The sequence below is a fragment of the Acidovorax sp. 56 genome, from assembly GCF_002749705.1.
In the GTDB taxonomy this organism is placed as follows: domain Bacteria; phylum Pseudomonadota; class Gammaproteobacteria; order Burkholderiales; family Burkholderiaceae_C; genus Acidovorax.
Map to the genome: position 1 here is coordinate 4,328,059 of NZ_PEEV01000001.1, position 21,005 is coordinate 4,349,063.

Annotated in this window: 15 protein-coding genes and 1 pseudogene; 11 read left to right on the forward strand and 5 right to left on the reverse strand. The window is 51.6% G+C overall.

Features of this window, described 5'->3' with window-relative positions:
* The first annotated feature begins 11 nt into the window (after nt 1-11).
* The 11 genes and pseudogenes from CLU88_RS19245 (at nt 12) to CLU88_RS19295 (ending at nt 14,540) form a co-directional block, all read left to right on the forward strand.
* On the forward strand, nt 12-395 hold the full coding sequence (locus CLU88_RS19245; protein WP_099657972.1) for a DUF2304 domain-containing protein: 384 nt from the start codon (nt 12-14) through the stop codon (nt 393-395).
* A complete protein-coding gene (locus CLU88_RS19250; RefSeq protein ID WP_099657973.1) occupies nt 392-1,867 on the forward strand; it encodes a mannose-1-phosphate guanylyltransferase/mannose-6-phosphate isomerase in 1,476 nt (491 codons plus the stop codon). Before CLU88_RS19245 ends, CLU88_RS19250 begins: the two co-directional genes overlap by 4 nt.
* Nucleotides 1,864-2,979: a glycosyltransferase family 2 protein gene (locus CLU88_RS19255; protein ID WP_099657974.1), complete on the forward strand. Its 1,116-nt coding sequence runs from the start codon at nt 1,864-1,866 to the stop codon at nt 2,977-2,979. The genes CLU88_RS19250 and CLU88_RS19255 overlap by 4 nt, the downstream gene beginning before the upstream one ends.
* The gene (gene rfbB / locus CLU88_RS19260) at nt 2,976-4,049 is read left to right on the forward strand and encodes a dTDP-glucose 4,6-dehydratase (protein WP_099657975.1); all 1,074 of its coding nucleotides are present in this window, start codon (nt 2,976-2,978) and stop codon (nt 4,047-4,049) included. Before CLU88_RS19255 ends, rfbB begins: the two co-directional genes overlap by 4 nt.
* Before the next feature lie 5 nt (nt 4,050-4,054).
* Complete coding sequence (rfbA, locus tag CLU88_RS19265) at nt 4,055-4,939, forward strand: glucose-1-phosphate thymidylyltransferase RfbA (RefSeq protein WP_099657976.1); 885 nt, start codon at nt 4,055-4,057, stop codon at nt 4,937-4,939.
* A gap of 48 nt (nt 4,940-4,987) precedes the next feature.
* Nucleotides 4,988-5,536, forward strand: a complete 549-nt coding sequence (gene rfbC, locus CLU88_RS19270) for a dTDP-4-dehydrorhamnose 3,5-epimerase (protein WP_099657977.1) — start codon at nt 4,988-4,990, stop codon at nt 5,534-5,536.
* Complete coding sequence (locus CLU88_RS19275; protein WP_099657978.1) at nt 5,536-6,354, forward strand: ABC transporter permease; 819 nt, start codon at nt 5,536-5,538, stop codon at nt 6,352-6,354. Before rfbC ends, CLU88_RS19275 begins: the two co-directional genes overlap by 1 nt.
* Nucleotides 6,344-7,735, forward strand: a complete 1,392-nt coding sequence (locus CLU88_RS19280) for an ABC transporter ATP-binding protein (protein WP_099657979.1) — start codon at nt 6,344-6,346, stop codon at nt 7,733-7,735. Before CLU88_RS19275 ends, CLU88_RS19280 begins: the two co-directional genes overlap by 11 nt.
* A 2-nt stretch (nt 7,736-7,737) precedes the next feature.
* Nucleotides 7,738-12,486 carry a glycoside hydrolase family 99-like domain-containing protein gene (locus CLU88_RS19285; protein WP_099657980.1) on the forward strand — a complete coding sequence of 1,583 codons (4,749 nt, stop codon included), beginning with the start codon at nt 7,738-7,740 and terminating at the stop codon, nt 12,484-12,486.
* A 122-nt stretch (nt 12,487-12,608) separates the two neighbouring features.
* Nucleotides 12,609-13,401, forward strand: a pseudogene (locus tag CLU88_RS19290) (IS5 family transposase); the annotation flags it as partial.
* 128 nt (nt 13,402-13,529) lie between these two features.
* A complete protein-coding gene (locus CLU88_RS19295; protein ID WP_099657981.1) occupies nt 13,530-14,540 on the forward strand; it encodes an IS481 family transposase in 1,011 nt (336 codons plus the stop codon).
* Nucleotides 14,541-15,025: 485 nt separating this feature from the next.
* Here CLU88_RS19295 and CLU88_RS19300 read toward each other — a convergent pair whose 3' ends face one another.
* The 5 genes from CLU88_RS19300 to cysD all read right to left on the reverse strand — a co-directional run bounded on the left by CLU88_RS19300 (nt 15,026) and on the right by cysD (nt 20,634).
* Complete coding sequence (locus CLU88_RS19300) at nt 15,026-16,165, reverse strand: pre-peptidase C-terminal domain-containing protein (protein WP_158235622.1); 1,140 nt, start codon at nt 16,163-16,165, stop codon at nt 15,026-15,028.
* Nucleotides 16,162-16,854, reverse strand: coding sequence for a hypothetical protein (locus tag CLU88_RS22885; RefSeq protein WP_143226051.1), 693 nt, complete (start codon nt 16,852-16,854; stop codon nt 16,162-16,164). The genes CLU88_RS19300 and CLU88_RS22885 overlap by 4 nt, the downstream gene beginning before the upstream one ends.
* Entirely contained in the window at nt 16,841-17,407 is a 567-nt protein-coding gene (locus CLU88_RS22890) for a hypothetical protein (protein WP_143226052.1), read from the reverse strand. The genes CLU88_RS22885 and CLU88_RS22890 overlap by 14 nt, the downstream gene beginning before the upstream one ends.
* Before the next feature lie 414 nt (nt 17,408-17,821).
* Nucleotides 17,822-19,732 carry a sulfate adenylyltransferase subunit CysN gene (cysN, locus tag CLU88_RS19305; RefSeq protein ID WP_099657983.1) on the reverse strand — a complete coding sequence of 637 codons (1,911 nt, stop codon included), beginning with the start codon at nt 19,730-19,732 and terminating at the stop codon, nt 17,822-17,824.
* Nucleotides 19,732-20,634 (reverse strand): sulfate adenylyltransferase subunit CysD, encoded by a 903-nt coding sequence (gene cysD / locus CLU88_RS19310; protein WP_233205624.1) that lies wholly within the window; start codon nt 20,632-20,634, stop codon nt 19,732-19,734. Before cysD ends, cysN begins: the two co-directional genes overlap by 1 nt.
* Between the last annotated feature and the right edge of the window lie 371 nt (nt 20,635-21,005).

Sequence of the window (21,005 nt, forward strand, 5' to 3'; positions counted from 1 at the left end):
CTCAAAACCGAATGGCGTCCTTGCAATTGACCACCACGCTAATGGGCATTGGCCTTGCGGCGCTGATCCTCCATCTCATTCGCAGAGACCATCTCTATGTGATGCATGGTCTTTTCTGGGTGCTGGTGGCGGGAGCCGCTGCATTGTTGGGTGCATGGCCAGGGCTGATTGACAAGCTGGCGGCATTGCTCGGGATCAGCTACCCACCCGCCTTGCTGCTCTTGCTCGCATGTATGGTGCTTTTAGTGAAATCACTGCACTCCGACATGGTGAATACGCGCATAGAGCGCGATGTGCGTCGGCTCAACCAGCGCTTGGCTTTGCTTCAGGCAGATTTGGAAGCTCGCACAGATGACCATGGGCAGCAGTCGCCTGGCAACTCCTCTGGCATATGACCTGTCCACTGCTTCCTGTCATCCTGTGCGGCGGGTCTGGCACTCGCCTTTTTCCTTTGTCTCGGGAGAGTTACCCCAAACAGTTTCTTGCACTTGCGGGTGAGCAAACCATGCTTCAGCAGACTGCAATGAGGTTGCATGGCTTTGAGGGCGATATAGCTGTGGCCTTTTCGCCGCTGCTGGTTTGCAATGAGGATCATCGGTTTTTGGCCGCCAACCAGTTGCTGGAAATCGGTATTAGTCATGCCGATCTCATCCTCGAGCCAGTGGCTCGAAACACCGCCCCTGCACTTGCTCTGGCCGCGCTGCACGCACGTGCTGGCAACGAAGATCCGGTGATGCTTGTCATGCCTGCAGACCATGTGATCAGGGACATAGACGCCTTTCAACATGCCGTGCGGCTGGGGTATGGGCTGGCGTCTGAGGGAGGGGTTGTCACCTTTGGTGTGGTGCCGCAGCATCCTGAAACAGGCTATGGCTACATCCAATACCGGCGGGAACAAGGCAATCAAGCGTTTCCTGTGGAGGGTTTTACGGAAAAGCCGAGCTTGGCGCTGGCGGAGCAATACCTGGCCCAGGGTAACTATCTGTGGAACAGCGGCATTTTCATGATGCGGCCAAGTACCTGGTTGAGGGCGCTGGCTGCAGGCCGACCTGACATCTTGAGCAGCTGTGAGGGGGCAATGCAGGCAGCGCGGTGCGATATGGATTTCATCCGCCCCAGTGCCGCCGCATTTGAGTCGTGTCCTTCGGATTCCATTGACTATGCCGTGATGGAGAAGCTGCCTGCCCATCCTGAATGGGGGATCCCAATCAGTGTGGTTCCGTTGCAGGCTGGTTGGTCAGATGTTGGCTCTTGGGATGCGCTGTGGAGCGTGTTAGACCGCGACAATGAAGGAAATGCCGTGGTGGGTGATGCTGTCCAACACCACGGTTGCAGCGGCTCCCTGTTTTTGTCCTCAAGCCGTTTGGTAGCGGGTATCGGTCTTAAAGACGTGGTGGTTGTCGAGACCCCAGACGCCGTTTTGATAGCCGACAAACGGTGTACCCAAGAGGTTAAGGCTGTAGTGGCCCAGCTAAACCAAAGGGGTAACAAACTTGCCAGCCAGCATCGAAAGGTTCATCGCCCCTGGGGTTGGTATGACCTGATCGATAGCGGTGAGCGGTTCCAAGTCAAACGCATTGTGGTTAATCCGGGGGCCAGCCTGAGCTTGCAAATGCACAAGTACCGCGCTGAGCATTGGGTCGTGGTCAAAGGCATTGCAGAAGTCACCCATGGCGATCGCTGTTTTCAGTTGCAGGAAGACGAATCCACCTACATTCCGTTGGGGCAAACGCACCGCTTGAGTAATCCTGGGACGCAGCCGCTGGAAATCATTGAGATCCAGTCTGGATCTTATCTAGGAGAGGACGATATCGTCCGCTTGGATGACGTTTACGGTCGAGTGCCACCAGTGAGCAAAGCTGCATGACTGAGCTGCGCAATACAAATCCAACAATGGACGTTGTAGAGGCCTTGTGTCTGGCTGTGGCAGAGGGCTCAGGGCAGGGGGTAGGTGTGCTCGTGATCAACTACAACACAGCCCTGCAAACGCTGCGCTGTCTGGAATCCATCCAGCAATCGACCCTGCTGCCGGATTGGGTGCTTGTGCTCGACAACGCCTCTGCAGCCGCCGATTACCACCATCTGTTGGAAGGCGCGCGTGCGCCGCAGGTCGGGTCCTTGCGTATTTATCGGTCTGAGCAAAACCTCGGGTTTGCCGAGGGAAGCAATGTGCTGATTGACCTGCTATTGAAGCAGGCCACTTGCAACTACATCATGCTGCTTAACAATGATGCTGTTGCGCAAAAAGACATGCTTGCATTGCTGCGTGATGCATTGCAGGCCGCCGGCGAAGGGGCTGGCCTTGCCGGGGGGCGTATGCACAAACTGGCCAATCCGGCTGAGGTTGATACGCTTGGCATCGCTTTGTATTCCAGTCTGATGCCCGCAGACCGCAAAACACTAGACGACCTGTACGTCGGCCCTACCGGGGGGTGCTGCATGCTCAGTCGGGCATTGGTAGAGCAACTGAAAGCCGCCTCGGGTTATTGCTTTGATCCCCGCTTTTTCTGTTATTGCGAAGACACTGACCTTGTCATGCGCGCCGTGCTGATGGGTTACCGCCCGGTGTATCTGGACCAGCTGCTGGCGTTGCACGAAGGCCAGGCCAGTAGTGGGGGGGGCTATAACCCTTTCATTGCGTACCATGGGCTGCGCAATGCCCTGTGGATGCATATCAAGTTGGTACCTTCCCATCTCTGGTGGCGGTATGGGGTGTTTTGGGTGTTAGCGCACATCTTGATGATGGGCCGACACACTTTGTCCGGGCGGTTTTTGCTGATGTTACGGGTGTACCGCGATGCGTTGCGCAGGGCACCAGAATTCTGGGCAGAGCGCAAACAACTCCAGGTGAACTTTCAGCCGCACAGCCATGCGCTGAATAATTGCGTCACCAAGCGCTTCTACCGCGCGGGCTATCTGCGGCTGGTGCTGCAGGGGCATGCTGTTTTCAAACACTTTTTCTTTGGGTCAAAAATATGACCATATTAGTAACTGGCGGCGCCGGCTTCATTGGCGCCAACTTCGTGCTCGACTGGATTGCCAACGGCGACGAGCCCGTGGTCAACCTCGACAAACTCACCTACGCAGGCAACCTGCACAACCTCGCTAGCGTGCAGGGCAACCCCCGCCACATCTTTGTGCAGGGCGACATTGGCGACACCGCCTTGCTCGCGCGCCTGCTGGCCGAGCACCAGCCCCGTGCCATCGTCAACTTCGCGGCCGAATCGCATGTGGACCGCTCCATCCACGGCCCCGAAGACTTCATCCAGACCAACGTTGTCGGCACCTTCAGGCTTTTGGAGGCTGCAAGGCAATACTGGCAAGCGCTGCCAGCTATCAAAAAAGAAGCGTTCCGCTTCCTGCACGTCTCTACCGACGAGGTCTACGGCACCCTCTCGGCCACCGACCCGGCCTTCACCGAAGACAACACCTACGAGCCCAACAGCCCGTACTCGGCCAGCAAGGCCGCCAGCGACCACCTGGTGCGCGCCTGGCACCACACCTACGGCCTGCCGGTGCTCACCACCAACTGCAGCAACAACTACGGCCCGCTGCACTTCCCGGAAAAACTCATCCCCCTCATGATCGTCAACGCCCTGGCAGGCAAAAACCTGCCCGTGTACGGCGACGGCATGCAGGTGCGCGACTGGCTGTACGTGCGTGACCACTGCAGCGCCATCCGCCGCGTGCTCGAAGCCGGCCGCCTGGGCGAGACCTACAACGTGGGCGGCTGGAACGAAAAGCCCAACATCGACATCGTCAACACCGTGTGCGCCCTGCTCGACGAGCTGCGTCCCCGCGCCGACGGCCAGAGCTACAAAACCCAGATCACCTACGTCACCGACCGCCCCGGCCACGACCGCCGCTACGCCATCGACGCCCGCAAGATCGAGCGCGAGCTGGGCTGGAAGCCTGCCGAGACGTTTGACACCGGCATCCGCAAGACCGTGCAGTGGTACCTGGGCAACCCTGGGTGGGTGGCGCAGGTGCAATCGGGCGCCTACCGCGAGTGGGTGCAAAAGCAATATGACAACTCAACAAATAAGTAAATCACATGAATAAGCGCAAAGGCATCATCCTGGCCGGCGGCTCCGGCACGCGCCTGCACCCGGCCACGCTGGCCATCAGCAAGCAACTGCTGCCGGTGTACGACAAGCCCATGATCTACTACCCGCTGAGCACCCTCATGTTGGCGGGCATCCGCGACATCCTGGTCATCAGCACCCCGCAAGACACGCCACGCTTTGAGCAACTGCTGGGCGACGGCAGCCAATGGGGCCTGAACCTGCAATACGCCGTGCAAGCCAGCCCCGACGGCCTGGCGCAAGCCTTTGTGATTGGCGAGCAATTCGTCGGCAACGCCCCCTCGGCTTTGGTGTTGGGCGATAACATCTTCCACGGCCACGACTTCCATGAACTGCTGGGCAGCGCCAGCGCCCGCACCGAGGGCGCCAGCGTCTTCGCCTACCACGTGCACGACCCCGAGCGCTATGGCGTGGCCGAATTCGACGCTCAAGGCCGAGTCCTGTCCCTGGAAGAAAAGCCCAAGGCCCCCAAGTCCAACTACGCCGTCACGGGCCTGTACTTCTACGACAACCAGGTCGTCGACCTGGCCAAGGGCCTCAAGCCCTCCGCTCGGGGCGAATACGAAATCACCGACCTGAACCGCCTGTACCTGGAGCAAGGCCAGCTCAACGTCGAAATCATGGGCCGAGGCTACGCCTGGCTGGACACCGGCACCCACGAAAGCCTGCTCGAAGCCGGCCAATTCATCGCCACCCTGGAACACCGCCAGGGCCTCAAAATCGCCTGCCTGGAAGAAATCGCCTGGCGCCAACGCTGGATCGACGACGCCCAGCTAGAACGCCTGGCCCAGCCGCTCACCAAGAACGGGTATGGGCAGTACCTGATGCGGGTGCTCAAAGAGAAGATTTACTAAACCGCCGCTGCCGCTGCCTACCGTTATTTGCATCCAACGCCATTGCCTATGAAAGCCACCCGCCTCGCCATTCCCGACGTTGTGTTGATCGAACCCAAAGTGTTCGGAGACGCCCGAGGTTTTTTCTTTGAAAGCTTCAACCAAAAAGCCTTCAACGAAGCCACGGGAACCCAGCACGAATTTGTGCAAGACAACCACAGCCGCAGCGCCAAGGGGGTGCTGCGCGGCTTGCACTACCAGATCCAGCAACCCCAAGGCAAGCTGGTGCGCGTGGTGCGCGGGGCCGTGTTGGATGTGGCGGTGGACATCCGCAAAAGCTCGCCCAGCTTTGGCCAATGGGTGGCAGAGGAGCTGAGCGAAGACAACCACCGCCAACTGTGGGTGCCACCGGGCTTTGCGCACGGGTTTGTGGTGCTCAGCGAGATGGCGGAGTTTCTGTACAAGACCACGGACTACTACGCGCCGCAGTATGAGCGCAGCATCGCTTGGAATGATCCCACCTTGGCCATTGACTGGCGCCTGCAGGGTGCGCAGCCGCTGCTATCGGCCAAGGATGCGCAGGGGCTGGCTTTGAGCCTGGCGGAGGTGTTCTTCTAATGCGTCAGTTCTCTGCAAGCCCATTTGAAATGTTCGCCAGTCTTTGGCGTAACCGCGAACTTATTCAAGTCTCTACGAAGCGTCAGGTAATAGGGCGCTATCGTGGCTCTGTACTCGGTATTATGTGGTCGTTTTTTAATCCGCTATTTATGTTGGTAGTCTATACCTTTGTATTTAGCGAAGTATTTAAAGCGCGCTGGAACCCGGGGAGCGATTCGAAAACAGAATTTGCTTTGGCTTTGTTTGCTGGTTTAATAATTTTTAATTTATTTGCGGAATGTATTAATGCTGCGCCAAGCATTATCTTGTCAAATCCAAATTATGTTAAGAAAGTGGTATTCCCACTGGAAATACTACCGTTTGTGGTTTTTCTCTCCGCACTTTATCATGCGCTCATAAGCCTGGCTGTATGGTTTGTAGCGTATTTTTTATTTTTTGGAATTCCTCATTTAACTGTATTTTATTTGCCTCTCATCATAATTCCATTGGGCTTTTTTACAATGGGTTTGAGCTGGGCTTTGGCGTCGTTGGGTGTGTTTTTGCGTGATGTGTCACAGTTTATCGGCGTCTTGACGGCAGTGCTGATGTTTATGAGTCCTATTTTTTATCCTTTGGCTTCATTGCCTGAGCGATATCGCCACATTCTTTATATAAATCCATTAACTGCAGCAATTGAGCAAGTGCGAGATATTTTATTTTGGGGAAAGACACCTGATTTTGCAGTGTTGAGCATTGGATGGATTTTTGCATCGGCAATTGCCTTCTTAGGTTTTTTCTGGTTTCAAAAGACTAGAAATGGATTTTCTGATGTCCTCTGAAGTTGCAATTAGAGTTGAAGGTCTCAGTAAGTGCTTTGAGATTTATGAACAACCACGCGATCGGCTGAAGCAATTTGTCCTGCCGCATTTGTATAGATCGCTTGGAAAGCCTGCTAAGAAATATTTTCGTGAGTTTTGGGCGTTGCGTGATATAGGCTTTGAGATTAAAAAAGGCGAGACGGTCGGAATTGTTGGTCGGAACGGCAGTGGTAAATCTACCTTACTGCAAATAATTTGCGGGACTTTATCCCCGTCCACTGGAGTCATTTCTACCAATGGTCGCATTGCTGCCTTGCTGGAATTGGGATCTGGTTTCAATCCCGAGTTTACCGGGCGTGAAAATGTATATCTTAACGGCGCAGTATTGGGGCTAAGCCGTAGCGAAATTGACAGTCGCTTTGATGCAATTACAGAATTTGCCGATATTGGCTCGTTCATCGATCAGCCAGTCAAGGCATATTCCAGCGGCATGGTCGTGCGTCTGGCATTTGCGGTTGCAATCAACGTAGATCCGCAAATTTTGGTAGTTGATGAAGCGCTGTCGGTGGGAGATGAGCTTTTTCAGAGAAAGTGCTTCTCCAAGATTGAAGCGATTCGCTCTGCTGGGGCCACCATCCTGTTTGTGTCGCATTCCGGTGGCACTGTTGTCGAGTTGTGCGACCGTGCCATCCTACTTGATGCGGGGGAGCGTCTTGCCATTGGCTCGCCTAAGAAAATTGTTGGACGTTATCAAAAATTACTTTATGCACCTAACGATAAACGCGATGCCATCCGCGCTGAAATTCGGTTAGAAGATGCCAATCAGCAGGTTGACTCAGCCAGTCTAGCGAAGGCTGGACCCATCGTGTTTCCCTCTATTTCTAGGACAGAGCCTGCTGATGAGCTATCCGATAGCTACGATCCTTCTCTCAAACCTGTTAGTACCATCGCGTATGAGTCTTATGGCGCAATCATTGAAGATCCGGCAATCTATACGAGCATGGGAGAGCGTGTTAACAACCTGACACGGGGCAATACTTATTACTATCGTTACCGTGTGCGATTTGAACGCCCGGCCAGCAATGTCAGGTTTGGGATGATGATCAAGACGACAACCGGTATTGAAATGGGAGGAGCGGTATCGGCTGCATCCAATCGCACCAGCCTTCCTTATGTGACTTCCGGTTCTGTATTTTCGGTAAGTTTCGAGTTTTCTTGCCGGATTAATAAAGGAATTTATTTTCTTAATGCTGGTGTAGTTGGGGATGTGAATGGAAGTGAAACTTACTTACATCGGCTGATTGATGTCGCAATGTTTCGCGTACTTTCTGAATCGGATGATTTGGCAACTGGAATCATTGATTTCTCTTGTTCACCGAGTATCATGATTGAAGAAAATTGAATATGCAAAATCCAGTGAATATGCAAAAAGAAAAGTCACAGTTGGTTATCGTACTTGGAATGCACCGCAGTGGAACCAGTGCAATTGCCAGAGGCTTACAGACCATGGACGTTGCCTTGGGTGAACATTTGATGCCTCCTGCCAAGGGTAACAATGAAAAAGGATTCTGGGAGGATCTTGATTTTGTTGCTCTGAATGCTGAAATGCTCGAAATCATTGGTCGTAGTTGGCATAGTCTTGATCCAATTCAAACGTTTGATATTGAGAATTTGTGTGATCGTGGCTACTTATCCAGGGCCACCGATCTACTGCATTCAAAAATCCATGGATTCGAATACTTTGGTTTAAAGGACCCACGTACCGCTGTGTTACTTCCTTTTTGGGAGAGGGTTTTTGTCAAAGGTGATTTTGATGTGCGGTATATTTTCGCCATTCGGAACCCTCTCAGTGTAGTGAATTCATTAACACGCCGAGATGGTTTTGATCCAGAAAAATCTTTTTTTCTGTGGGCGGAGCACATGGTTTCAGGTCTTGCAAATATAGGAAGCCGACCATTTATTTTGCTCGACTATGATCAATTAATTATCGATCCCGAAGGACAGCTTAACCGATTGGCAAATTGGCTCGGCTCTCCTCTAGATACTGAAAAATTAGCGGTTTATCGTAGCGATTTTTTAGATGAAAAATTGCGGCACTCGAAATTTTCTAGCGCCGATGTCGAGATCAATGAGGCTGCCTCGCCATTGGTTCGCGAGATTTATTCCGTGCTTTTGAATGCATCAATTGATCTTGTATCGATTGAAGAGCTGCAAAATTCCAGTTACGTTCAAAAATGGAAAGAAGAGATCGAACGGATTCGACCTATTTTAAAGTTGTGCGATAAGCTGAGCGATCGGATAATCAAGGGAAAAACAGAGTTATCTGCACAAGAAATATTGCTTCAGAAATGTGATGAGCTCATTGAAAATAATAAAGCTCAAATCTCTATATGTAATAAATCTTTGATTGAGCGGGATCAAAAAATCTCTACGCTGAATCAGGCTGCTATTGAGCAGGATCGGAAAATCTCTACGCTGAATCAGGCTGCTATTGAGCGGGATCAAAAAATCTCTACGCTGAATCAGGCTGTTATTGAACGGGATCAGAAAATCTCTACGCTGAATCAATCCGCGATTGAACGAGAGAGGGAACTTTCTGCTTTAAGAGTTTTGCCGGAGAGTCTGAGCGCTGAAATCAGTGCTCTGCAGAAGACAATTTCCGCCCTATATGCCAGTAAAAGTTGGCAAGTGACGGCCCCTCTTAGATATGTTCTCGGTTTATCTCAAAAAATTAGGCATGCCGTAACATTGGTTTCTGATATTATTAAGAGAAATGGTGGTGTTGGCGCCACTATTCGACTCAGTATCAGGGTTATAAGCAATGAGGGTGTTGTGGCGTTTTTCCGTCAAGCACTGAAGGCATTCAAGCCGCTACGTTCAGGTGCTTTGTCTGTTGGAAATATTGGCGGGCAAAATGGTTCTATAAGCATAGAGCCGTTTTATATTGATCCAGGATTGGATAGAAAACCTCCTGTATCCCTTGAAAATCCAAGAATTGGTATTCATCTGCATATTTTTTATGTGGATTTATTGGATGAAATGATTTCATATTTGTCCAATGTGAAATTCCGTTGCGATTTATTTGTTTCTGTTCGAGAAGGTATTGATCTTCATGATGTTAAATCAATTTTAAAAGAAAAATTGCCTTTGGTCTGTGAGGTTTTTGTTGAATCTACGCCAAATAGAGGTCGTGATATTGCGCCATTTATTATTCAGTTTGGCGATCGATTGAGTAAATATGATGTTGTAGGTCATTTTCATACTAAAAAGAGCATTCATAATAATAATTTGTCGTCTTGGCGAACGAAGCTGTTTGATAATTTGTTTGGCGCTCCGGGCAGTAGTGGGGGGCGTGTTGCCAAAATTTTTGAAAAACTATTGACTTCGGCAAAAATCGTCTTTCCAGAAGGTGATTTTGGGATATTGAGGGATGGCACAGGCTGGGCTGATAATTTTGGTGTTGCAAAAGAATTTTTGCAAAAATACACCGCATTGCGGATTGAGGACTATCCTGTAATTGATTTTCCTGAGGGCTTTATGTTCTGGGCCCGTGGAGCATGTGTCAAAGATTTTCTTCATTTGCCCTTGGATTGGAATGATTTCCCTCCTGAACCGATAAAGCCTGATGGCACCTTAGCGCATGCATTGGAGCGGTTGCTGTTTGTTTTCGCGCATGCGCACCCAGGAAAGTTCATGAGACTACACCAGGGTGATTCGATTCATGATTTTCTGCATTACGAGGATCAGCGCGACTATTCTTTTGTAAAGAAAAGCAGTGATATTAAAATACTTTCCTATTATTTGCCGCAGTTTCATCCGACCCCAGAAAATGATTTGTGGCATGGGGAAGGTTTTACGGAGTGGACCAAGGTGCGGGCGTCAAATCCGTTGTTTCCTGGGCATTATCAGCAGCATATACCTCATCCGGATTTAGGCTACTACCTCATCGATGGTCCAGATATTCTGAAAAAGCAAGCTGAAATGATGCATAAAGCCGGCGTTGCTGGCCAGATTTTTTATCATTATTGGTTCTCTGGAAAGCTAATTCTAGAAAAGCCTGCTCAGATACTTTTGGCAAATCCAGATATTGATATGCCGTTTTGTTTTTGTTGGGCAAATGAAAACTGGACGCGGCGCTGGGATGGTAATGAGAGCGAAGTTTTGCTTCAACAGAATTATTCGAGCGAGGACGCCAAGGATTTCATCCAATATTTGTTGCCATTTTTCAGTGATCCAAGATATATTAAAATAGATGACAGGCCAGTTTTGTTTATTTACAGGCCTTCTTCTATCGTGGATTCACAAATGTATCAAAGCATTTGGGAGGCAGAATGTCAGACGGCTGGTGTAAATAAACCCTACATTGTGGCTGTGCTAACCAGAGGTGCGACAAATCCCTGCGATTTCTCAATGGATGCGGGCGCGGAGCGGGTTTTGCACGATTGGACGAATGGTGCAGTTTCAGATATCAAGAATCAGCTTAATCAGTATGAGCCTATAAATGGGAGCGTGCTTCCATATCATGATGTGGCTAATTTTTATAGCCAACAAATGGAAGAGAAGCCTTTCACCTATTTCCGCTCAGTGGTGCCAATGTGGGATAACACTGCTAGATATGGCCGGGATGCCTTTCTACTTCACGGTAGTACGCCCGCTTGTTTCTCAGATTGGTTGAATCGTGTGATTGATTATTCGAGAAGCACCCTGCCTGAAGACAAAAGGTTTATTATTGTAAATGCTTGGAATGAGTGGGCGGAGGGCGCGCATTTGGAGCCAGACTCGCGATACGGATTTTCGTATCTTAATTCTGTGGGGCGTGCGATTTCGGGGATTTCACTTTCTCAGGAGTTGAATGTTGATGCGGAGATACCCCAAAATATTATCGTACATATCACGATTCCAGAATCCATCGCATCGCAGTTTAAAATTGACAAGCAGTTGAGGTCACGTTTTTTTAGGTGCCTTGCTGCTTCAACGATTTTTAAAATTTGCAAAATCTCTTTTGATAATGGAGATTTTATTGATGACTGCCCTTTTGCATATATCGGAGATTCTGACGGCGCGGATTTTATTGTTGAGTTTAGGCGTGCGGTGTTTTTTGGTGCAGATGTGCTTGAAAAAATGCTCAAAACAGCATTGTCTTGCCCTAGCTCTGTAGTCCTTGCTAATACCTATGACAGTCGAACTGAGTTACCTAATTTAACTGAAAATGGTTCTACGTCTTCAGAGTATGCTTATTATTCTGCTATTGGTTTGTTATCAAAAAAATGTAAGTTAATTGGGTATAAAAATTTTCGCGTCCGAACCGATGCCCATTGCTTTGTGACCAATGTATCTTCCTTGAAAGATAGGCCCATAGAAGAAGTGACAACGGTAATTCGATTTCACAAGTCTGGAGACATTCAGCTATTGAGCAACGCTCTATATTGTCTTGCGGCAATGCAGGGCTGCAGAGTTACCCCACTTGTGGTGACGCAAGATCTGAGCGAGTTTCAGTCTATCCAGTTAGAAGAACTTCTCACTTGCATACCCTGGGCAAATAATGTAAAGCCGACCGTCTTGCCATTCTTCTCTGAAAATGGAAGCGATGATTTGCGCTCCAAGCTCCTCAATGAGGGGCTTAAGGCAGTTAAGACCCGTTACGCGGCATTTCTGGATTACGACGACTTACTTTTTTCAACAGCCTATCAATGGCTGTTATCAAGACTGACCGAAACAGGAAAGGCAGTATCTTTTGGGCGTGTATATGCCACAAGCTATAAATATGTAGAAGGTGTTATTGTAAAACGAGAGCGCACATATGAATACGGCTACTCATATGATGAATTTGTGAAATTAAACCATGCGCCACTCCATAGCTTTATGCTTGATTTGTCAAAAATTGATCGCCAAAAAATTAATTATCATGAAAATCAAAAATTTATGGAGGATTATTATCTGACGCTTCAAATTTTTACGAAGGAGAATTCTGATTGGGAGGGTCTTGAGGTGAATAAATATATCGGAGATTACATGCACAGCGTTGATAGAGGTCACACGCTCGCCTTTGTGGATAATTCGGACAGGATGGAGTTGCTCAACTCGGAAGAATACAAGTGTTGCGAGCAATGGATATGTGAGATGCGGACGAAATTAAAATCATTGAGGGATTGAAGGAGCGCTGTTGCACAAGTTCCTCCTTGAACTGTTGGTGGATCAGGAGCATGAGCGGCTTTGTTGGACAAACACAGGCCTTACGCTGGTGGTCTTGGGGGATGAGAAAATCCCAGTAGCCTAAGTCCCGCTACAAGGCCACTGAGTGGGTCAGACACAATGCAGCGCTCAAGGCCAGATGCGACGATCTGGCTGGACGAAGACATGCAGTGGTACGCATCTGCCGGTGGCATGCGGGGTCGCCAGCAGACGCATCATGGATGCTGCCATCGTCAAGTGACTGTTTGGTTTGGCCCTGCGCCAGAGCCTGGGGCTGATTCAGAGCTTGCTACATCCAGCAGGTCTGGATCGGCTGGTTCCCGGCTTCAGCGCTGTGCTTCGCCGCCACAAGACAGTGCTGGTACGACAGCCTTACCAATGCAGCGCCATCGCGCGGTATTTGCTGGTGGACAGCACAGGCATCAAGTTCCTGAGCGAAGGGGAGTGGAAACGAAAGAAGCATGGTGCTGAATACCGACGGCAGTGGCGCAAGGTGCACCTGGGCATTGATGCCTACACGCGGGAGATACGGGCCATTGAGGAGGTCACAGGCAACAGCGTTGGCGACGCGCCCATGCTTCCCGCACTGCTGGCGCAGCTATCGCCTGAAGAATCGATAGCCAGTGTGCGTACCGACGGTGCTTATTACATCAAGGACTGTCATGCGGCGCTGCGGGCTTTGGGCGCGAGATTTGGAAGATATGGAGCGGTTATCACCGGGGCAGTTTGGTGGAGGCAAAGATGCACCGCCTCAAACGCCTGGGTGAGCGAGTGATGGCGCGCACGTTCGAGCGCTAGGTCACATAACTTCAGGTGCGGGTGGCTTTGTTCAACCGCTTTACCCAACTTGGGCACCCGACAACGATGTCTGTGTCTGTGTCGGTGCTCGCTATGTGTCGCATCCCGGACGATTGCATAGACTCTAAACGCTATCCGCTCTTTATGGCCCGAGCTGTTTTGAAGAAGTTGATAGAGTCCCTGCAATCCACCCCAGGAGTGACTCCATGCTGATAGCCCTGCACAAGAACGCCCGTACCACACCTGCCGTGCGTGCCGAGATCGCAGCGAGCAATGAACCAGCCAGCGTCCTGGCCCAACGCTTTGGGATCACTGAGCAGACGGTCTACAAGTGGAAGAAGCGTTCCGTCTTTGCAGACCGCTCGCACACGGCCCATTACCTGCAAACTGTGCTCACGCCTGCGCAAGAAACCGTGGTGGTTCACTTGCGACGTACCTTGCTGCTGCCTTTGGATGACCTGCTGGCCGTGACACGGGAGTTCATCTGCGCCCATGTCTCGCGCTCCGGGCTGGACAGGTGCCTTCGCCGCCATGGAGCGGGCAACCTCAATGCCCTCAAACCCCAGCAGCCTGTGCTGGCCTACAAGGCCTTCAAGAGCTACGAGCCAGGCTACTTGCACATGGATGTGAAGTACTTGCCCCAGATGCAGGATGAGAGCAGCCGACGCTACCTGTTCGTGGCCATCGACAGGGCCACGCGATGGGTGTTCGTGCAGTTCAAAACCAACAAGACTGCAGCAAGTGCACAGGCCTTCCTCAAGGCATTGCACAAGGCCTGTCCGATCAGGATCAACAGGCTGCTGACCGACAACGGCAAAGAGTTCACGGACCGTCTGTTTGCCAGCAAGGAACGCGAACCCAGCGGCAACCATGAGTTCGACCAACTGTGCCAGGAGCTGGGCATAGAGCACCGCTTGACCAAGCCGAGGACGCCCAGAACCAACGGCATGGTGGAGCGGTTTAACGGCCGCATTGCGGACGTTCTGAAGACCCATAGGTTCAACAGCCGCGAGGATATGGAGCAGACCCTGCTGCGCTATGTGGCCCTGTACAACCACCAGTTGCCGCAGTCAGCGCTCAAGAGCAGTACACCGATGCAGGCTATGAAAGAGTGGTACCAGACGCATCAGCATCTGTTTCGCAAGCGACCATATGATCGTCCGGGATGCGACAGCTATGGCGTAGCTGCGTCTGGGGGTTGGGTTATCTCCGCCTGAATTAGGTTTGCGCAGCAAGGCCAGCCAGAACGTTCAAGCTTCAGGTGACTGCGGCCGTGGCACAACCCCATCTGGGGTTCGTGTAATGCCGAGCCAAACAGGGGTTGTGCAACACGGCTCTCAGAAGTTGATGAGTGTTATAGAGCATGTTCCATCAGGTCTTAAATCGTAATCTATCCGCTTGGCGGGCTTTCCAGACGAGTAGGCTGCTAGAGCTGTGGCAAAAAACAACTTGGGTATAGGATCAGTCGCGTTATATATGTACATGACTCCGTATAGGCAGTTAGTCGATACAGCGGGGGTGACTGTCAGATATCCAACGGTTGAAGGGCCGCCGGTCTGGATGCCGAAGCTGGTAATTTGTCTTTCTCCCGTGTCACTTACTGCGAAAGTGATTGATGAAAAAGTCAGGAGAACTGCTGCTAGTGATGATTTTTTCATATTTCGTCTTAGGTAATTGTTTGTTGTTAAAAATTATGAATTAACTAGTTTATAAGTAGATTTATAATAATTGAGGGGTCGAAAATAACGGTTTGATAACTGGCGGATAACGTCAATCCACTAAATGATTGAAAGCCTGTGATGGATATGTAGTAAATGCCCGCATTGGGTGTTTGAAAATTACAGCTTTCGTTGTTGCCTGATAGATATGGGCGGCAATCATAATTTGTTGAATTGGGCTGTTGGCCGTATCTAACATAAAGATCTGCATCCCCATTCCCTCCGCTCATTTGTATAACTAAATTTCTGGCTCCCGCTGGAACTGCCACAGAATAGTATTGCGATGAGTCGCTAACTCCAGAAAGGTTCGACAGGAGCAAAGGCGTAAGTGTTTTACCTCCAGCAATCAGATTAAATTGTGCATTGACGGTGGTATTTGCATTTACGCTGAAGGAACAGGTGCCAGTGCCTGTGCACGCTCCGCCGCTCCAGCCCGCAAATGCGCTGCCCGTTGCCGGTGAGGCATTAATGGTTGCAATAGCGCCCGGTGCTACAGATTCTGAGCAGGTTGTGCCACAGTTGATGGCCCCGTTAGTTCGATAGACTGTGCCTGATCCTGTGCCGACTTTCGCAATGGAGAGATTGGCTTGCGGCGTAGAGGTGAATGTAGCCGTTACGCTTTTGGCCGCGTTCATATTGACAACGCACGATGAGCTGCTTCCCGCACAAGCTCCGCTCCAGTTGCCAAAGACATAACCCGAGTTAGCGGTGGCTGTCAGGGTGACATTGGTACCACTGGCATAATTTTCTGAGCAGTCTCCGCCACAATTGATGCCGCTAGGGTTACTGGTTACTGTGCCTGAGCCTGCTACCGCAACGTTCAGTGCATATGTACCGGGTGTAGGAGTGTTCACCCCCCACCCAATATCCTTGAATAATTGAAGTTCTAAAGATGGGGTGTGAATTGGAACCGTGTAACTGGGCTCCATCATTTGATTGGGTGACAGTACCGTGTCCCAATGCGATACGGAAGAACCAGGCACTACAGGGTTGGGCGCATACATGCGCACGTGATCCCCCACGGTGCCGACGAACAGGGTGCCATTCGCTGCGCGCACATTGGCCCCAGTCCAATGTAGATTTCCTGTGTCAATGCTTGCGGCCAATCTTTGGGCGTCCGTCATACTGGGAAAACTAGGTGGTGTTGACCCATGACGCTCAAGGTGGCGCATGTAGGCGTCATCGAATCCAAGCGCTTTGGCACCAGTTTGACGGTCAACGTAAGTGAGAAAGCCCAGTCCATGCCCGAGCTCATGCAAAAGCACGCTGACAAAGTCAATTTTTCCCGGGGGGGGGATGCATCTAACCCGTAATACCACCCAGAGGATTCCAAGCAGCCTGTTGAGCCGATCGTGCTGCTGAATGTTGCGCTGATGTGATTGTCGTTTGGAAGGAAATCGATCCCCGCTATGGCGTTTGCCAGCGCAATAGGGTACCAAGTGCCGGCGACTGGTGCGCCGGCGAAATCGCGGTTGGCAGATTTGGGGCCGGCGCTGCCCAGGGTGCCGCTGGATGCCGTACAAGGCAGTGGGTCAAATTGACCGCCAACCCTTATGGGAACGGCACTTTGCAAGTGACTGCCCCAAATATTTGCAGCATGCTGAAACGCTATTGTGCGCTGCTGACCAATCGTGGTGCCGCTGTTGCCACCAACTGGACTGGCAGGTGTTGTGTCATTGAAACCTTCACCTTGGCTATCCAAATTCACCACGGTGACGGTCGCTGCATTGACGCTGGCTGGTAATAAAGAACCGAGTAAACCAATGGAACCAACTAATAGTGATAGCAGAAAATTGGCTTTATTTTTGCTCATGGCCTGAACCTTCTGTATTTTTATTTGTCGGGTGCTGCGGCGCATACAGGGGAAGATCGTTCAGATGGCGAGTTTTTTGCTTGCCTGAAGGGTCTTGTGTAATGATTAGTGGGCTCTGAAATCTTCCCTTTAAATCAATCATCACGCCGCCACCGGGAACGGGACTTATTTCTTCAACAAGCCCTTCGCTCGACGTGCTTGTTGCATTTTGCATTTCTGGAGTTATTTTTAGTGCTTCTTGCCCTTGTCTGGGTTCTTGGATAAATTCGCCCGTCTGAGGGTCAATGTAAACATTTAAACCCCCTCTCATTGCTGGGAGAACTTTTTTGTCAGTGTTTTGCGGGGTGGTTGATTTACTGTATCCCTGCTGCAAGTTCTGTGATGGTGCGGATCCCTCCATAGAGCTGCAGCCAGTTAAAGCTAAAAAAACCAAAAAACAGTTCGCCATTGATCTCGGTTTGAGATATGTGTTTTTTATGCCGGAGGCGGTTGTGAGTGATAGTGCCATGGCTGGATGTTTTTGCTTTTGTTTGGGTTGGCTTAATAATTGCATTTAATATTAATACTGGTGATTTTTAATTGCGGGGCTGGATTTTTTAAATGGTGAATTTTTCGATTGATTGAATCACTAGCCCCATAGTTTTATTTCCAGTCAGGTGATGAAGTGTAAAAATAAATTTACAATTAGCAAATTTGTTGTCTGGTGTGTTGTAAAAATTCAAAAGTCATGTGACTTCTGTTGACTTGCATTGGAAAGTTGTTTAGTGGGCTGCTAGGGATGTCCTGCATAACCCTCGCGAGTCGGTGATAGTGCGGATCGGGACAGGCCGCAAGGCGTCTTTGGGCGGCCAATGCCACAGCTATTGACTGGAAAAGCAACGCCTCGGACTGCCCGAGGCCGCACCCTGGCAGACCGCAAGGGGTTGTTGGGACATGGCCGCTTGCTGCGCCAAGCCTCATGGCTGACTCACGCGCAATGGGTGAGGAGCCGTTTCACGGCCTCCGATACAGGGATATCTGCAGTATTGATTGTCATGTCGGGCCGGTCCGGCGGCTCATAGGGGCTAGTCAGCCCAGTCATGTTGGGTAGTAACCCGCTTCGCGCCTTTTTATAAAGTCCCTTGGGGTCGCGCTGCTCACACACTGCTAGTGGAGTCGCCACGTAGACCTCTACGAAGTTCTCACTGCCAATCAGACTGCGTGCAAGCTCGCGTTCTTGACGAAAGGGCGATATGAATGCAGTCATCACGATCAGGCCCGCATCCATCATGAGTTTTGCTACTTCCGCCACTCGTCTGATGTTCTCCACGCGGTCGGCATCAGTAAACCCTAAGTCACGGTTTAGTCCCTGGCGTATGTTGTCGCCGTCCAGAATGTAGGTGCGCCTGCCTTGGGCGTGCAATTCTTTTTCCAGTGCGTTTGAGATGGCTGATTTTCCGGAGCCGGACAAGCCGGTGAACCAGACCACTTTCCCTTTGTGGCCGTTCAGCAGCTCACGGTCTTGCCGCGTAATGCTTAAAGCTTGCCGGTGCACGTTATCGGCACGGCGCAGGTTGTGGGTAATCAGGCCTGCGGCTACGGTGGCCCGGCTGAACCGGTCTACCAAGATGAAGCCGCCAATTGTGTGAGATTTGGCATAGGCATCAAACACCACCGGTCGGCTAAGAGCCAGATTGCATAAGGCGATGTCGTTCAGGCTCAGTTCTCTGCACGCTTCGTGCGCGCCGGTGTTGACGTCGATGCGATGCTTGATGCTGGTGAGCGATGCGCCTGCCCATTGGTTTGCCAGTTTCAGTTCGTAGCTACGGCCAACCATTCCCTGGTCTGCATGCATCCATATCACGGTGGCGGCGAACTGGTCGGTCATCTCAAGCGGGGTATCTGCGCGAGCCAAAATGTCGCCGCGCGATGCATCCAATTCTTTGTCCAGCACTACGGTGATGGCGCTTCCTGGCAAGGCTTCTGAGGCGTCTCCGGCCGGGGTAATGATGCGTTTGATTTGTGCAGTTTGGCCCGATGCCGTGACACGTACCGGGGTGCCCACCGCGATTCGTCCACTGGCAACGGTGCCACTTAAGCCCCTGAAATCGGCCTGGGGCCGGTTGACGTATTGCACGGGGAATACCAATCGCTGGTCGGTGGCTGGATGGATTTGCACCGTTTCCAGATATCCCAAGAGTGTGGGGCCGCTGTACCAGGGCGTTCGGGCAGAGCGGGTAGTGATGTTGTCGCCCTGCAATGCAGAGATTGGGATAGCTGTCACGGTGTCAAGCTGCAGGCTTTTGGCCAGCGTGCCAAAGTCATGTTCGATCCGTTCAAACGCTTTGGCGTCAAACCCAACCAAATCCATCTTGTTGATAGCCAACGCTACGTGACGAATACCCATCAGTGAAACTAGGCGGGCGTGCCGTCGTGTTTGCGTCAGCAAACCCTTTCTGGTGTCGATCAGGATAACCGCCAAGTCTGCGGTAGACGCGCCAGTCACCATGTTCCGGGTGTATTGCTCATGCCCTGGGGTGTCCGCCACGATGAACTTGCGCCGTGCTGTATCAAAAAACCGGTAGGCCACGTCGATGGTGATGCCTTGTTCCCGCTCGGCAGACAGGCCGTCTAGCAATAGCGCCAAGTCAATGTTGTCGCCTTGTGTTCCATGCCGTTTAGAAGCGGCAGTTACAGCAGCCAGTTGGTCGTCAAAAATATGGTGAGATTCCCACAAAAGACGCCCTATCAGGGTACTTTTGCCGTCGTCTACGCTGCCGCAAGTGATAAAACGTAGCGTGTCTTGTTCTGCCTGCCGTGCGAGCCAGTCGCCTAGGTGGGTTGTGTCGCTATTGCGTGCCAGGTATGGGGCTGTTTGCGATTGGGTGGTGTGTGCCATCAGAAATAACCCTCCTGCTTCTTCTTTTCCATTGATCCCGCGCTGTCGGTGTCAATCTTGCGGCCCTGTCGTTCGGACTGGCGGGTGTTGATAAGTTCCAACAGGACGTCTTCCAGTGTGTCTGCTTCAGACTCGATGGCGCCCGTCAGTGGGTAGCACCCCAGCGTGCGAAAGCGCACCTTACGTATTTGAATTTCCTCCCCAGGCAGTAGCTGGCAGCGATCATCGTCCACCAGCATGATCATTCCTGGGCGCACCACGACAGGGCGTGGCTTGGCAAAGTAAAGCGGCACAACCGGGATCCCCTCGTGGAGGATGTATTGCCAGACGTCCAGTTCGGTCCAATTCGACAGTGGAAACACCCGTATGCCTTCCCCGGAGGTTTTGCGCGTGTTGTACAAGTTCCAGAGCTCGGGGCGTTGGTTCTTAGGGTCCCATTGATGATTGGCGGTGCGAAACGAGAACGCACGTTCTTTGGCCCGAGATTGCTCTTCGTCTCGTCGCGCCCCGCCAAACACCACGTCAAACTGGTGCTGGTTGAGTGCCTGCCTCAATGCCTCGGTCTTGGTAATGTTGGTGTGAAGGGCCGAGCCATGGTCAAAAGGATTGATGTTTTTCTCAATGGCATCCGGGTTGATGTGTGTCAGCAGCTGCATCCCACTTTCGCGGGCCATCCAGTCCCGGAAGTCGTACATCTCCTGAAACTTCCACCGGGTGTCTACATGTAGCAGTGGGAACGGGGGCACCCCGGGGTAAAACGCCTTGCGCGCCAGGTGCAGCATCACGCTGCTGTCTTTTCCAATGGAATACAACATTGCAGGGTTTTGGGACTCGGCCACTGCTTCTCGGAGGATGTAAATGCTTTCCGCCTCGAGTTGTCTGAGATGTGGCGAGAGGGGCATCGACGACAAATTGCCCTTTTGTGGATGCCTGCCGTTGGGCATTGCGGATCGGTACGCCTGTAAGTGAACGTTGATGCTTGGTGCGTTTGGTGCTGTTCGCAGGGCTTCGACCAGCGCACCATGCGGAAACAACGCGACGGGCTTGCTGATGTGTTTTTGCAGCGCCAGCAGGGCTTGCCAAATGGTTTCTTTTTGCGAGTCTGGCAGTGGTGCCCAGATGCGGGCGCCGCGCGCGTCGTTCGCATGCAGGCAGGGTGCACCATTCGGTAGCGGCCTTAGCTGGGCAAAAAGAACACGGTCGCGTCGTTTGCGTGCTTGCTCCATCGCCCAGTTCAGCACCAAGCGTTTGGGGGGGAGGCCTTGCTCGTCTC

What these genes read in the sequence shown, in the direction of transcription:
- CLU88_RS19245 (WP_099657972.1), top strand. Translation starts at nt 12, where the DNA reads ATGGCGTCCTTGCAATTGACCACCACGCTAATGGGCATTGGCCTTGCG.
- CLU88_RS19285 (WP_099657980.1), top strand. Translation starts at nt 7,738, where the DNA reads ATGCAAAATCCAGTGAATATGCAAAAAGAAAAGTCACAGTTGGTTATC.
- CLU88_RS22890 (WP_143226052.1), bottom strand. Translation starts at nt 17,407, where the DNA reads ATGCAATTATTAAGCCAACCCAAACAAAAGCAAAAACATCCAGCCATG.
- CLU88_RS19255 (WP_099657974.1), top strand. Translation starts at nt 1,864, where the DNA reads ATGACTGAGCTGCGCAATACAAATCCAACAATGGACGTTGTAGAGGCC.
- CLU88_RS19295 (WP_099657981.1), top strand. Translation starts at nt 13,530, where the DNA reads ATGCTGATAGCCCTGCACAAGAACGCCCGTACCACACCTGCCGTGCGT.
- cysD (WP_233205624.1), bottom strand. Translation starts at nt 20,634, where the DNA reads ATGCCCCTCTCGCCACATCTCAGACAACTCGAGGCGGAAAGCATTTAC.
- CLU88_RS19250 (WP_099657973.1), top strand. Translation starts at nt 392, where the DNA reads ATGACCTGTCCACTGCTTCCTGTCATCCTGTGCGGCGGGTCTGGCACT.
- cysN (WP_099657983.1), bottom strand. Translation starts at nt 19,732, where the DNA reads ATGGCACACACCACCCAATCGCAAACAGCCCCATACCTGGCACGCAAT.
- rfbB (WP_099657975.1), top strand. Translation starts at nt 2,976, where the DNA reads ATGACCATATTAGTAACTGGCGGCGCCGGCTTCATTGGCGCCAACTTC.
- CLU88_RS19300 (WP_158235622.1), bottom strand. Translation starts at nt 16,165, where the DNA reads ATGACGGACGCCCAAAGATTGGCCGCAAGCATTGACACAGGAAATCTA.
- rfbA (WP_099657976.1), top strand. Translation starts at nt 4,055, where the DNA reads ATGAATAAGCGCAAAGGCATCATCCTGGCCGGCGGCTCCGGCACGCGC.
- rfbC (WP_099657977.1), top strand. Translation starts at nt 4,988, where the DNA reads ATGAAAGCCACCCGCCTCGCCATTCCCGACGTTGTGTTGATCGAACCC.
- CLU88_RS22885 (WP_143226051.1), bottom strand. Translation starts at nt 16,854, where the DNA reads ATGAGCAAAAATAAAGCCAATTTTCTGCTATCACTATTAGTTGGTTCC.
- CLU88_RS19275 (WP_099657978.1), top strand. Translation starts at nt 5,536, where the DNA reads ATGCGTCAGTTCTCTGCAAGCCCATTTGAAATGTTCGCCAGTCTTTGG.
- CLU88_RS19280 (WP_099657979.1), top strand. Translation starts at nt 6,344, where the DNA reads ATGTCCTCTGAAGTTGCAATTAGAGTTGAAGGTCTCAGTAAGTGCTTT.